General features: G+C 63.0%; 15 protein-coding genes. 5 read left to right on the forward strand and 10 right to left on the reverse strand.

The genetic code is table 11. The features are described from left to right. Window positions 1-164: 164 nt before the first annotated feature. Window positions 165-842: a heme oxygenase (biliverdin-producing) gene (locus tag WBA38_RS01575; protein ID WP_424293079.1), complete on the forward strand. Its 678-nt coding sequence runs from the start codon at window positions 165-167 to the stop codon at window positions 840-842. A 65-nt stretch (window positions 843-907) separates the two neighbouring features. On the opposite strand, the gene WBA38_RS01580 is transcribed toward WBA38_RS01575, so the two are convergent. From WBA38_RS01580 to WBA38_RS01620, 9 genes are all read right to left on the reverse strand, one after another. Continuing rightward, the gene (locus WBA38_RS01580) at window positions 908-1,552 is read right to left on the reverse strand and encodes an MspA family porin (protein WP_424293078.1); all 645 of its coding nucleotides are present in this window, start codon (window positions 1,550-1,552) and stop codon (window positions 908-910) included. Between the two features lie 32 nt (window positions 1,553-1,584). After that, window positions 1,585-2,217, reverse strand: a complete 633-nt coding sequence (locus tag WBA38_RS01585) for an MspA family porin (protein ID WP_424321875.1) — start codon at window positions 2,215-2,217, stop codon at window positions 1,585-1,587. 175 nt (window positions 2,218-2,392) lie between these two features. After that, the gene (locus WBA38_RS01590; protein ID WP_424321876.1) at window positions 2,393-2,596 is read right to left on the reverse strand and encodes a hypothetical protein; all 204 of its coding nucleotides are present in this window, start codon (window positions 2,594-2,596) and stop codon (window positions 2,393-2,395) included. Further along, window positions 2,586-3,107 (reverse strand): MogA/MoaB family molybdenum cofactor biosynthesis protein, encoded by a 522-nt coding sequence (locus WBA38_RS01595; RefSeq protein ID WP_424293075.1) that lies wholly within the window; start codon window positions 3,105-3,107, stop codon window positions 2,586-2,588. The genes WBA38_RS01590 and WBA38_RS01595 overlap by 11 nt, the downstream gene beginning before the upstream one ends. A gap of 88 nt (window positions 3,108-3,195) precedes the next feature. Further along, a complete protein-coding gene (locus WBA38_RS01600; protein ID WP_424293074.1) occupies window positions 3,196-4,632 on the reverse strand; it encodes a S1C family serine protease in 1,437 nt (478 codons plus the stop codon). Window positions 4,633-4,726: 94 nt separating this feature from the next. After that, window positions 4,727-6,145, reverse strand: coding sequence for an ATP-binding protein (locus WBA38_RS01605; RefSeq protein WP_424293073.1), 1,419 nt, complete (start codon window positions 6,143-6,145; stop codon window positions 4,727-4,729). Window positions 6,146-6,148: 3 nt separating this feature from the next. Further along, window positions 6,149-6,832: a response regulator transcription factor gene (locus tag WBA38_RS01610; RefSeq protein WP_424293072.1), complete on the reverse strand. Its 684-nt coding sequence runs from the start codon at window positions 6,830-6,832 to the stop codon at window positions 6,149-6,151. Window positions 6,833-7,083: 251 nt separating this feature from the next. After that, window positions 7,084-8,655 (reverse strand): 4Fe-4S binding protein, encoded by a 1,572-nt coding sequence (locus WBA38_RS01615; protein ID WP_424321877.1) that lies wholly within the window; start codon window positions 8,653-8,655, stop codon window positions 7,084-7,086. Window positions 8,656-8,664: 9 nt separating this feature from the next. Then, window positions 8,665-9,612 carry an AurF N-oxygenase family protein gene (locus WBA38_RS01620; RefSeq protein WP_424321878.1) on the reverse strand — a complete coding sequence of 316 codons (948 nt, stop codon included), beginning with the start codon at window positions 9,610-9,612 and terminating at the stop codon, window positions 8,665-8,667. Window positions 9,613-9,765: 153 nt separating this feature from the next. On the opposite strand from WBA38_RS01620, the gene WBA38_RS01625 reads away from it, so the two are divergent. Continuing rightward, window positions 9,766-10,536 (forward strand): SDR family oxidoreductase, encoded by a 771-nt coding sequence (locus WBA38_RS01625; protein ID WP_424294540.1) that lies wholly within the window; start codon window positions 9,766-9,768, stop codon window positions 10,534-10,536. 15 nt (window positions 10,537-10,551) lie between these two features. On the opposite strand, the gene WBA38_RS01630 is transcribed toward WBA38_RS01625, so the two are convergent. Next, window positions 10,552-10,896, reverse strand: coding sequence for a cytoplasmic protein (locus tag WBA38_RS01630; RefSeq protein ID WP_424294539.1), 345 nt, complete (start codon window positions 10,894-10,896; stop codon window positions 10,552-10,554). Window positions 10,897-11,132: 236 nt separating this feature from the next. On the opposite strand from WBA38_RS01630, the gene WBA38_RS01635 reads away from it, so the two are divergent. The 3 genes from WBA38_RS01635 to WBA38_RS01645 all read left to right on the forward strand — a co-directional run bounded on the left by WBA38_RS01635 (window position 11,133) and on the right by WBA38_RS01645 (window position 13,117). Continuing rightward, window positions 11,133-11,498 carry a Zn-ribbon domain-containing OB-fold protein gene (locus tag WBA38_RS01635; protein WP_424321922.1) on the forward strand — a complete coding sequence of 122 codons (366 nt, stop codon included), beginning with the start codon at window positions 11,133-11,135 and terminating at the stop codon, window positions 11,496-11,498. 4 nt (window positions 11,499-11,502) lie between these two features. Next, window positions 11,503-12,684, forward strand: a complete 1,182-nt coding sequence (locus WBA38_RS01640) for a thiolase C-terminal domain-containing protein (protein WP_424321879.1) — start codon at window positions 11,503-11,505, stop codon at window positions 12,682-12,684. A gap of 112 nt (window positions 12,685-12,796) precedes the next feature. Continuing rightward, entirely contained in the window at window positions 12,797-13,117 is a 321-nt protein-coding gene (locus WBA38_RS01645) for a hypothetical protein (protein ID WP_424321880.1), read from the forward strand. Window positions 13,118-13,120: the final 3 nt, after the last annotated feature.

Genomic DNA, 13,120 nt, shown 5'->3' on the forward strand with positions numbered 1-13,120 from the left:
ACCCCGATCGGCGGCGGTCTGGTCTTGTTATGGAGGCTCTAGCGAGGTGAAACCTTGACGAAGCACCAATCTGGGCAATTGAGCGCACCCAGGTAGCACCCCGACGGCCCTGTTTGTTATTTTAGGCTTGCCTAAACTTATGCTTTTCCGAAAGGGATCCCTCCATGGCAACCACTACGCCGACCGATGTCGCGTCGAACGCACAGCTATCGGTGCAGATGAAGCAGGGGTCCCAGCTTGAGCACGAGCAGGCCGAGAACTCGAAGTTCGTCGAAGACCTGCTCGGTGGCCGCATCGATGCGGCTGGATACCTAGAGTATTTGCAGCGCCTGCGCATCGTGTATGCCGCACTTGAGGAAGCATCCCGCGAACTCGCCGACGACCCGCAAGTACGGCAAATTCATGACATTGCGCTGGAACGCGTCGGAACCATCGACGCCGACTTGGCCCACTGGGCCGAGCGTGCTGGCGTCGACCTGACGCCGGTGTCGTCGGAGGCCGCAGAGGCCTATGCCGCTCGGATTGCGGACGCGAAGTCGTGGGGTGGGCTACTGGTGGCTCACCACTACACCCGCTACCTCGGCGACCTCTCCGGCGGTCAGGCCATCGGTGCCATCCTCGATCGCACGTTTGAGCTTGGCGGCCAGGGCGTGGCGCTCTACAAGTTTGACCTCATCGAGAAGAACAAGCCGTACAAGGATGAGTACCGCCGCAAGCTCGACACCATCGGCGATGGACTCACCCCTGACGAGCGTGCTCGCATCGTCGACGAGGTGAAGGCTGCGTTCGTGCTGAACCACGACCTGTTTGCGGAACTGAACCGAGTCCTCTCCGCGAAGTAGTCGGCAATACCAAACAAAAGACCCGCGACCATCCGGTCGCGGGTCTTTTGTTTGGCTAGCTAGCGTCAGCCGATGTTGAACGGCTTGCCGTACATGGTGACGTTGCCCAAGAAGGTCGGCGTTGCGACGCGGACAGTCACCCTGGCGCGTGCCTGGGCGTAGCCAGCACAGCCGTCGACGCTGAAGCGCTCGCCGCTGTAGACCACACCGCCGGTGGAACCCTTGAAGTTGAAGCTGTTGACGACGTCCTCGCCGACGACTGCCTTCACGACGGGGACATACGCTGCCTGGCCGGGGCCGAGGGACAGACCGCCGGTTGTCCCACCATTAGCAGTGCGCCCTGTGGTCGAGCCTTTCCACGTATAGCCGGGCCCACCCGATCCGCCGACGGTACCGCCATTGAAGTCGACCTGGCAGCCGACAATATATCCGGCGTTGATGCTTCCGCCCTTGACGTCGCCGGAGGTGGTGACGCGCACCTTGCCCGACACCATTACTTCCCGCGAGGTCGAGATGTTGCTGACCGCACGGCTAATCTTCGCCGATTCGTCATAGAGCTTCATCGTGATGCTGCCGTCGGGGAACGACTTGGTCTTAGATGCCCCGGGCAGGGGCCCTGCGCTCGCCGGGCCGACCGTGCTGGCACCGAGGACGACAGCCCCGGCGATTGCTGCGGTCGCGGTGAGTCCGCGGATTACACGCTTGTTCATAATTTAAGCCTCGCTGATTCTGTGAACTCGGATCAGCCGAGGCTGAAGGGGCGACCGTACAGGTTGGCCTGCACGTATCCGCTGTTGCCGGACAGGACCTTATCCTTGGCGTCGTAGCCTTCGGCCGCCGTCACCTGGACCAGCGACCGCGCGGAAGCCTGGCCGCCACAGCTCTCCACGTTGATGGCGAGGCTATCGATCATGATGGTGGCCTTGCCCTTGGTGATCTTCATCGCGTCAGACTTGGCAAAAACAACCTGTCCCGGTGCCAGCGGCAAGCTCAATCCGCCGCTGAGCGTAGCGCCAGTCAAGCTGATCGTGCCTCCGAGGCTGGTGCTGAGGCTGCCGAGATTTACCTGGCAACCAATTAGGTAGCCCACGGTCATGATGCCCGCACCCTTGCTCAGGGTTGCCTTGTACACACCGGACACGGCAGCGGCACGACCAGCGCCGTTCGCCGCCATCGACGGCATGACGCGGCTGCTTTCGTTACTGCGCGAGATGTTGACAACCTGACCGTCAATTCCGACGGCCTTGGTATGCCCATTCGGCAGACGGCCAGCGTTTGCATCGCCCGACCCAACTGCCACCACTCCGGTTACCGCGGTCAACGCAACTGCGGCAGCTGCTGCCGCCCGGCGCGTCCCGATTCCACTGATCTTCACACGCTCACCCTTCATGTGACCTGCACTACTGTCGCCCACAAATGTGCGACAAGATACGGCTTCTAAGCTGAAGCTTAGATTAGCGCAGGTGAGCTGAAGTCCGCTCATCGGAGGCCATGTTTGTCCGGATCTTGGTGAAAAGGATCACCTACCGATGAGTTCACTTGCGGACGGGTCAGCCGTGATGCGGAGGGGTGTTGTCCTCATACCAACTGCGGGGGCGTCCGGCATGCGGATTTTCGCCCGGATCGGTCACGATTTCCGGCAGGTCATCGCCAAAAACGGCGTCGAGGCGACGTTTGCGACGCCAGTCCGCGTCGTCTTTGACGGCTTGCTCGTCGCTACTGGGCAGATCCGGAGTCGGGTTCTCAGAACTCACTGATCGCGGCAATCACGTGATGCGCCAACGGCATCAGGGTCGCCATGCCGTCGCGCACTGCGGCCCGCGAGTCGGCGAGGTTCACCACGACGGTCTGACCAGAAATGCCAGCCATGCCCCGTGACAGCCCCGCATCTGCAGATCCCGCGGACAGGCCGGAACTGCGAATCGCCTCTTCAATTCCGCGGAGACGACGGTCTAGGAGCGGCTCGGTGGCTTCGGGAACCACGTCGCGCGGGCCCACCCCGACTCCGCCGGTCGACACCACCAGGTCCACGCCACCGATCACGGCTGTATTGATGGCGTTGCGAATCTCCACTTCGTCGCCAGAGACGCCGGTGGTGGCATCGACGTGGAAGCCCGCTTCCTCTAGGAGTTCCACAACCAGCGGACCCAGCAGTTCCGGACCCTCACCGTCGCCGATGCGATCGTCGATCACCACCACGAGTGCACGCGGAGTCGCGATACCGCGTACGACTGCTTCGGCTTCGACGTCTGCGGAGTCAATCATTGATCCAACCTTCCCTCGAGTCACCGCCCGGGCGGTGCCCTCCGTGTTCCCGTGATGTCTGCGTGTTCGTGATGTCTGCGTGTTGTGACTAGCTTGCGCCCAGCTTTGCATCGACGGTCTTAGTTTGACCACCGATTACGTAGGTGATTTTCACGGTATCCCCCGGGGCGAACGAACGGATAGCCGCCACCAGCGCGTCTGAGGAGGGGATCTTGCGATCGTTAACTTGAGTGATCACTGCGTCCTTCGGGATCCCCGCCTGTTCCGCCGCACCACCGCTCACCAGGCTGACCACCAGAGCGCCCGGATGCGTCAGGTCCGTGCTGGGACGGACGTTGGCACCGAGGGTTGCCTGCGAGGCTTTACCGTTGGCGCGGAGTTCGTTGGCGATGCGCATTGCTTGGTCGACGGGGATCGCGAAACCGAGGCCGATGCTGCCCGATTGCTCGGAGCTGCCGTTCACGGTGGCAATCGCACTGTTGATCCCGATGAGCGCACCATTGCCATTGACCAAAGCACCACCCGAGTTGCCCGGGTTGATGGCGGCATCGGTTTGAATCGCGTCCATTACCGACTCCACACCATCGGTTCCCGATGTCGAGACAGGTCGATTCAGCGAACTAATGATGCCGGTGGTCACTGTTCCCTCCAGGCCGAGCGGCGAACCAATCGCGATCACCTCTTGCCCCACGCTGAGGTTGGCCGACGATCCGATCGTAGCGGGCTTGAGGCCCGTCTTCTCCGCTTGAATCACGGCGATATCCGACGTCGGATCCGTTCCGATGACCTTCGCGGGGGCACGACTGCCGTCGTTAAAGCTGACGAGAATCTTGTCGGCCGGGCGTCCACCGCCCGCGCTGATCACGTGGTTGTTCGTCAGAATCACGCCATCGTCACTGAGGATGACGCCCGAACCGGAACCGGACTGATTGCCGACCTGAACCATGATCGACACGACAGACGGAAGCACGGCTGCCGCGGTTGCCTGGACGGATCCCGGTGCTGCCGCCGGCTGCTTGGTGTCGGTGGGGCCGCTGGCGGCGACGTTGGTTGATGTCGAATTGTTCGACCCGTTGTCGGCGACACCCGCGCCGATGAGTCCACCGGCACCGCCAGCCAGCAGCGCGACGGCTGCTGCGCCGACGAGCATCTTTTTACCTGCGCTGCCCTTTTTCTCCTGCGGAGCCGAGGGTGCCAACGCGGGCTGGCCCTGCGGGTTCTGGAAGGGCTGCTGCGAGGTGCCGAAGGCCGAAGTTCCATACGGAGCGGCCGGGAACTGACCTGTTGACGGCGTGCCGTAGCTCGGCGCGTGCGGGGACGGCGGAAATTGCTGAGTGTTCCGCGGGTCCTGCCCCGACGATTGCGGGGTCTGCTGTCCCTGCGGATTCTGGGGCTGCTGGCCTTGGGGATTCTGGGGCTGCTGCTGCGGGTCGACCCCGTAGGCCGGGAACTGCCCCGACTGCGGATTCGAATTGCCGGGCACCTGCCGCCAATCGTTGTTGCCGGGGGTTTCGCCGTTCGTCATGGTAGTTAGCGTATTGCACCATTCTGTGAAGCGTCTCAGTCCCCAGTGCATAACTTCTGTCAGCTTCCTGCCAACTTCCTGTGAGCGGCTCTGATCAGCGTCGAACCACAATCGGATCCGGTTCGGTGTGGTGCGGAAGCCCGGGGAAGGTCATTCGGATGAGTGCACCACCCTCGTCGGAGACGTCCGCTTTTACCGAGCCACCGATACGCGTAACGACCTGACGAACGATCGCTAAACCAAGTCCGGAGCCGGGCATTGAGCGTGTTGAGTCGGCGCGATAGAAGCGCTCAAACACCATCTCCCGGTCTTCCGGCGCGATACCGGGGCCGGCGTCGGAAACTGACAGTTCGGCGGTCGTGGGGCCGGTCTGCACTAGAAGAATCTTTACGGCCCGGTTTGGCGGACTCCACTTGGCAGCGTTGTCGAGCACATTGAGCATCGCGCGGGACAGTCCGTGCTCTTCGCCGAACACAAACCACGGTGTGGTTTGGACGTCGAATTCAATGTCGGCTCGACGGCGCTTCACGCGTTCCAAAGCCGAGTCGATCACGTCCTCAAGCCCCACCTCCTGGTGGACGGCTTCGAGGGCGTCGTCACGCGCCAAATCGACCAGGTCGCCGACAAGGGTGGAGAGTTCCTCGATCTGCGCGACCACATCTGACCGCAACTCGACCATGTCGGCTACCGGCACGGGCGGGGCTCCGGGTGCCGATGAAGCGATCAGCAGTTCCAAGTTTGTCCGCAACGATGTCAGCGGCGTCTTCAGTTCATGCCCCGCGTCGGCGACGAGTCGTGCCTGCTTGTCGCGGGATTCTGCGAGCGCCCGCAGCATCGTATTGAAACTCTCGGTCAGCCGCGCCAATTCGTCGGTGCCGGTAACCGGGATCGGTGTCAGGTCTTGCGTGCGCGCCACCCGTTCGGCGGCGGCCGTCAGTCGGGTCACCGGACGCAAGCCGGTTCGCGCAACAACGGTGCCCGCGATTGCGGCGAAAGCCACGCCAGCACCGCCGACAATGAACAGCACCGACGCCAAGCGGTGAAGCACCGCATCGGTCCGGTCCAACGATTGCGCCAACACCAGCGTGCTGCCGTCGGAGAGTTTGCGTGCCAAGACGCGGTGATTAGCTGTGGTTCGCAGGCTTTGGTTCAACTTGCCCGGCGGGTTTGTCGACCGCGAGATTTCGAGTTCCGGCTCGCCGTATGGCACATCTCCGACCATGACGGCACGGCCGTTTTCTTCCACCAACGCCACCGTGATCGACGTCGAGAACACAGTGCCCGCAACCAGTGCTTCCGGCCCATTGCTGAGACGCCCGAGTTTTGCCAGTGCCGTCAAGCCGTCGGCTCGCGCGATGAGCTGGGTGTCGACGTCGTTGTACATGGATCGCGACACCACCATGTATGCGGCGCCAGCCATCAGCATGGCCGACAGCAGCACGACCGCCGCGGCGAGCAAGGCGACACGACGGCGAAGGGAGACGGCCCGCGTGAGCCGGAATGGTCCCCGCACGGGTTACGGGGTGCCTTCGCGGAGCACGTAGCCCACGCCACGCACCGTATGAATGAGGCGCGCCTCGCCGTCGGCTTCAGTCTTGCGACGTAGGTAACCGATGTACACCTCAAGGGCGTTGCCGGACGTCGGGAAGTCGTAGCCCCACACGTCTTCGAGGATGCGGCTGCGCGTCAAAACCCGCTTCGGATTGCTCATCAGCAGTTCCAGTAGCGCAAATTCGGTGCGAGTCAGGCTGATTTGGCGTTCCCCGCGGGTGACTTCACGCGTGACCGGGTCGAGCGTGAGGTCGGAGTATGAGACGGCTTCGGATTCTTCGTCTTCGCGGGTGGTTCGGCGCAGCAACGACCGTAGGCGTGCCAGCAGTTCTTCGAGTGCGAACGGCTTCGGCAGGTAGTCGTCGGCACCGGCGTCGAGCCCGCTGACTCGCTCGGACACCGAATCGCGGGCGGTGAGCACGAGGATTGGGAGGTCGTCGCCGGCGGACCGCAGTCGACGACAGACTTCGAGTCCGTCGAGCCTCGGCATCATCATGTCGAGAATCATCAGGTCGGGTCGGTCGGCTATTACTTTTTCGAGTGCTTCGAGTCCGTCGCCAGCTGTATCGACGGTATACCCGTTGAAGCTGAGCGATCGCCGAAGCGACTCACGGACCGCACGATCGTCGTCCACCACCAGGATGCGCATGGCTACAGTCTTATCGCGCGAACTGAGATTCGACTGAGCGAACACGCCGTTCCGCCCATTCCGGCAGCCTTTGGTGCCGTTTGGGGCTCCGCCCCTTTCCCCTTTTGTGTCACGATTCGACCAGACCGTCACCGATCGCCCCGATCGGGGACGGTCTGGTCGGCACTCGATCAAACGATGCGACAGAAAAGGGGGAATTCGGTCGGGCGCTGCGCCCCAGAAGCCTCAACGGCCCCTGTAGTCGCAACACATCAACGACGACGGCGGCCCGCGGCGGCCAGCATGTCGCCGACTTCGGTGAACTTCACGCGCGGTCGGCCCTGTTGGGCACCGCGTTCGCGTTCCATGCGATCGATGGCTGCGATGCCGCGGTACCCCAACGACCTCCGCTGTCTGCGGGCGAGCAGTTCGCCAAATGCTTCCGGTGCGGCGGTGGTGCGGGGTAGCCCTTCGACGACGTCGTTCATGAACGCTTCGACGGTCGCGATGGCGTGAACCTTGTTGGCACCGATGCCGCCGGTCGATCCGCGGGCCGCCCACCCGACCGCGTAGGCACCGGGAAGCGGGGTGCCACCGTCTCCGACGATACGACCGTCACGGACGGGGAACCGGCCGTCGGCTTCGTCGAATGGGAGCCCATCGATGGATGTGGAACGGTAGCCAATCGCCCGTACTAGCAGGTCACTGGCTATTTCGCGGGCCTGATCTCCGGCGCGGACTCGGACCGACCGCAGGTGATCGTCACCGCGTGCGGCTTCGGGCACGGCATGGAAGGCGAATACGATTCGACGGCGGTCCGGCGATGCGGGTCCGGACAGGTCCGGCAGGTCGTCGCCGTCGTAGACGACGATCTCCACACCGGGGATGGTCTCCAGGGCCCGGTATTCGGCCGAGGTGTAGGCGGCATCGGCTTGCCCACGTCGCCCGAGAACTATCACTTCGTGGACGTTCTGCTGGCGCAGTAGCGCCAATGCTCGGTCGGCGATGTCGGTGGCCGCCAATGCTTCCGGCGGTGACACCAGTATTCGGGCGACGTCGAGTGCCACATTGCCGGTCCCGACGATGACCGCGCGGCCGCTCCCGCCGCCGACGAACCGTGGGCCCTGCGCTCCCGGAACCGCGTTGTACCAGGCCACCAGTTCGGTGGCCGAGGTACTGCCCGGCAAGTCCTCCCCCGCGATGCCGAGCCGCCGCGACGCCGATGCTCCGACCGCGTAGAAGACGGCATCGAAATGCTCGGCCAACTCGGCGGGCGTAATCTGCCCGGCATTCACCTCGGGCCCGATTTCGACGTTGGTCGCCATCGTGACGCGCGGATCCCGGTAGAGCAGGTCGAACGTTTTCATCACGTCTTTGGTGCTCGGATGATCGGGGGCGACACCCGCGCGGACCAGGCCGCCGGGGGTGGGGAGTTTGTCGAAGACGGTCACGGTCGCTTCGGTCCGGTTGAGGAGGGTCCGCAGCGCGTACCCGCCCGACGGTCCTGTCCCGACGATTGCCACCCTCAGGTCGGCGGGCAGTTTCGGAATCACCGGGTACACCACCTCCGACCATCCCGACGGCTGCGGGTTATCGCGGTAGTAGCTGGCGTTGATGTCGATGAAGACCCGGTCGCGGTGGGCGAGCCGGTCCACCGGGAAGATCGCGTTTACCGGGCACGCGTCCGCACACGCCCCACAGTCGATGCACGCTTCCGGATCGATGTGCAGGATGTCGGACGTCCCGAAACCGGGCTCGTCGGGCGTCGGATGAATGCAGTTCACGGGGCAGACTGCGACGCACCCGGCGTCGCTGCAGCACGACGAGGTGATGACGAAAGTCACGGCGGATCCCTAGATCATGTGGGCTTTGCGGTAGTACCGCATTGCCGGCTTGGTGAGCAGGTTGGCCTCGTCGAGGAACTCCATCAAGTGCACGCAGCTGCTGCGCAGCATGGAGTGGTAGTGGGTGTTGGCCCGACGTTCAGCGACCGCACGACGCGCGTCCAGGCCCGCATCGCGGTAGGCCTGCGGCTGCACCATCGATTCGACGATCAAGTATGCCCCGGCAGCGATGCCGGTCGCACTCACCTGCCGACGCGTCCGCCCGACCGCCTTCATTTGGTCGCGGATCTGCTCGCGCGCAAACTTCATGTGCCGCGATTCCTCGAGCACGTGAATTTCGTTGACGGTCCGAATGAATGGCAGGACGCGGTCGTCGCGCATGCAGCCGCGCTGGAACACATCCAGGATTTCTTCGGCGACAAGCATTCCGGCGTAAGCGGTTTCGCGATTCACCATAAGCGGGAACCCGCGACCCATCGTTACGATTCGCGGGTGCGGCTTGTACGACGCGCCGACCATTTTCTCCGTAGCCTTCGCAAACATCAGTGAGTGACGGCATTCGTCGGCCACTTCCACGAGGGAGAATTGAAATTCTGCGGAGTGGTACTGGCCCGCATATTGGTCGCGCAGGATCAATTGCTGCAGCACCATTTCGAACCAGATTCCGATGCTCATCACCGACGCGAATTCGTAGCGCGTGAGCGTTATCTGCTGTGCGGTCGTGAGTTCGTTCCAATAGTCGGTGCCGTAGAGCGATGACCATTCGGGACTGCACCCGTACTTGTCGGGTTCCATGGGCAATGTCCAGTCGATTTCGGTCATTGCATTGCGCGACAGTCGTGCCGCAGAGGCCAGCAGTCGGTCGGAGACTTGTTCGACTCCCCTATCTTGCTGGCTGACGTCCGCTAGGTGTGCCACCTGCGCATCCAGATTGTCGCGTTCGATTGCTGCAGTCATCACTGACCTCCCGGTCAACATCCCACTACCCGTTGTAACAATGATTGTTGTCACGGTAGCACTCTCTTGCCGCCCCGCATATGGCTCTGCGAGGCTTACCTGACATTCACGTCCGCAGCGCGGCTTTCCTCGGAAGCCAGAGTGGGAGAACACATGCCATCGATCTTTATTTCCGGCGGTGCCGCAGGTATCGGCCTGGCAACTGCAACGAAGTTTGCATCGCAAGGCTGGACCGTCGGCATCTACGACGTCAGCGAAGCAGCCCTCGCCAGCGCCAAGGCCGAGAATCCCGACTTCATCGTCGGTACACTCGACGTTCGCGAACCGCAACAGTGGGCCGACGCGCTCGCTGACTTCACCTCGCACACCGGCGGCGAACTCGACGTACTCGACAACAACGCAGGCATCCTCGTCGCCGGTCCATTGTCGGAGATTTCGGCCGATGCCATCCGCTCACAGATCGAGATCGACGCGCTCGGGATCACCTTCGGCGCCCAAGCCGCGTATCCGTATTTGAAGGCGACCCCGTCGTCGCACATGGTGAACATTGCTTCGGCGTCGGCCATCTACGGTCAGCCTGGCATCGCCACCTACAGTGCCGCCAAATTTTACGTCGCCGGCCTCACCGAAGCCCTCGAGTTGGAATGGGCCCCGGACGACATTCGTGTCGTCAGCATCTGGCCACTGTGGGCCAAAACCGCCCTCGCCGCGCCGGAAACCCGCTCCGCGCACGTCCTGGGCATTCGCCTGACCCCCGAAGACGTCGCCGAGAAGGTCTGGGAGTCCGTGCATCCGTCGGCGGCCGACCGCCTCCTGCGTCGCACCAGCTATTCAGTCGGCGTCCAAACTCAGGTGCTGGGTAATCTGTCGAAGTTTGTCCCGAACGTCGTCAGCCGGAACGTGAATAAATTCTTGGCGCAGTAGCGCGCGGTAGACCCCTCAGCTCGCAGACGGTCCCAGCGGGGAATCACCGGTGCCCCCGGCAGCTGCGGGCTCCTTCAACTCCACGAAAATCACGTGGGTCTCAGTGTTTCCAACGTTGGTGCCGCGGTGGCTCTGTGCGGGCAACCACCGCGCCTCGCCAGCGTCAAGGCTGACCGGCATCTCCCGCCCACCCGAGGCGATAACCCGCTCAAACGACGACAGCGTCACCATCACACTGTCGGGGTGGTCGTGCGGATGCGTGGCGTCGCCCGGAGTGTCACGGTACTCAAGAACGCGAACTCGCTCGTTTTCCCAGAGGACCCGGTAGTGGTCCGGATCCGTCACCGTCGGATCGTTCATGCATTTAAGGGTAGTCCTCTGCACCCTCCAGCAACACCTAAAACTCCGCGCAATCGCCTTGCGTTTTAAATCTAATGCCGTTAGCTTTATCGAGAGTATAGGTGCCGACAGGGAGACGAAGAATGAACCCCACACCAACGGAGGTCGATCGGGCCACCGCTGAATTAGGCGGGAGGGAACCGGTGTATCCGTGGGGCCCAGCGCCCGACGGCTTGGACCAGCCCCACTGGGAGGGCATGAAGGCTGAGGAACTGCGTCTGCAGCGCTGCACCAACTGCCGCACCTGGATTTGGGGACCACAATGGATCTGCGCCAGGTGCCACACTTTCAACCCGGCATGGGAGTCCGTTGACCCCATTGGTGTCGTTTACGCGTGGTCGCGCAGCTACCACCCGTTTATCCGGGAATACGCCCACCGCACGCCCTACGTGACGGCGCTGGTGGAACTCCCCCACGCTGGCGGTCGACGCGTCCTCGGGCTCATGCCGGACGCCGCCAGCCACCACATCGCGATCGGCGACGCGGTGCAGGGCCGATTCGAACTCGACGAGGGCGCTGTATGGCCCCTGTTGCGCTGGTACCCGTTCGACGACAGGACGTAAGACCATGACTTCACCTTTGCGCGGCGCAGCCGCCGTTGTCGGCGTTGCCGACCACCATTACAAGCGCGGCGAGGCACCGCATGGCGAACTGCCGATGACCTTGGAAGCCATCGTCGCGGCGTGCCGAGACGCCGACATTGATCCCCACGAGATCGACGGATTCGTCTCCTACGCGGGCGGCGGTTTTGATGGGGCAACGCTCGGCGGCGCTCTCGGTGTTCACGATGTCCTCTGGTCCACCATGATGTGGGGAGGAGGCGGCGGAGGAGTCGCTGCCGCGATTAACAATGCGGCGGTCGCCATAGCTAGCGGACAGGCCAATACCGTTGTCGTCTTCCGGTCCATGGCCCAAGTCGACACCGGCAGGCTCGGCTATGCCTCGTACTTCTACGGGCCCCATTATCTCGCGCACGGCGTCGGATCTCCGGCCCAGGTCTGTGCACTTCGCACTCAACGGCTTCTTGAGCACGACGGCGTCCCACGGGAGTCACTGCGTTCACTGGTCCTCGCCGCGTACCGTCACGCACAGAACAACCCCACGGCCGCGGGGTACGGCAAACCGCTCGATGAGACCACCTACGACAATTCGCGACTCATCACCGAACCGTTCCACCTGTACGACTGCTCCAGGGAGAACGACGGTGCGGTCGCCTTAATCGTGGTCTCAGCCGAACGAGCACGCGCGATGCGCTCGGATGCCGCCTACCTTCTCGGTGGCGCGCAGGGCGCCCCCGGTGGGTACTCGTCACTCATCGACAACGACGACATGTACACGACCGCGGGTTTCGCCGGTCGCGACGGGCGGCCGGGGGTGGCTGACCGACTTTGGGCAGCGAGCGGTTTGGGCCCGGGAGACGTGGACGTCACCCAGGTCTACGAGAACTTTTCCGGGCCTGCCGTCGCTGCGCTGATCGATCACGGTCTTGCGCCGACCGGACCGGCCGCAGGTGAGGTCCTCACCGTCGACAACATGACGGCGGGCATCGGCAAACTCCCGGTCAATACCAGCGGCGGCAATATCGCCGACAGCTTTGTCAACGGGATGGGCCTGGCAGTCGAGGCGGTGCGTCAAATCCGGGGCACCTCACCCAACCAGGTTCAAGGTGCCCGCACGTCACTGTTTATCGGCGGACCGATGGCTCCCCTTGTGTCGTCGACCTTGTTTGGCCACCAAGACACCCTCTAATCGTCGAGGTACGGTCAGGCAATACAACCAAATTAGACCCGGGCCCTCAACACCACCTGTGGTGCTGAGGGCCCGGGTCTTAGCGACACTATTACCAGGCGAAATCGTCGCCATGATCGCTGACCGTATCGGTAAAGTCCGCTGGCCGCTTCTCAAGGAACGACTCGACACCCTCTCGCACGTCGGCCGATTGACCGCGGTCCATCAAGAGCCGAGACTCGATGCCTACCGTCCCGCCAAGTTCGGGTCGCTGGCTTCGCCGGCTCTGGAGTTGGAGCGGGCACTGGACGACATCAGCGTCGTCAGCATCTGGCCGTTATGGACAAAGACCGCCCTCGCCGGCGAAGAGATCAGGAGCACTCAGAATATGGGCATTCGAATCGTTCCAGTAGGAAGGATCCGAGAATCGTGGAAAAGCGGTGACCGGAGTTGATTC

This window comes from Gordonia sp. (in: high G+C Gram-positive bacteria), from assembly GCF_049647785.1.
GTDB lineage: Bacteria > Actinomycetota > Actinomycetes > Mycobacteriales > Mycobacteriaceae > Gordonia.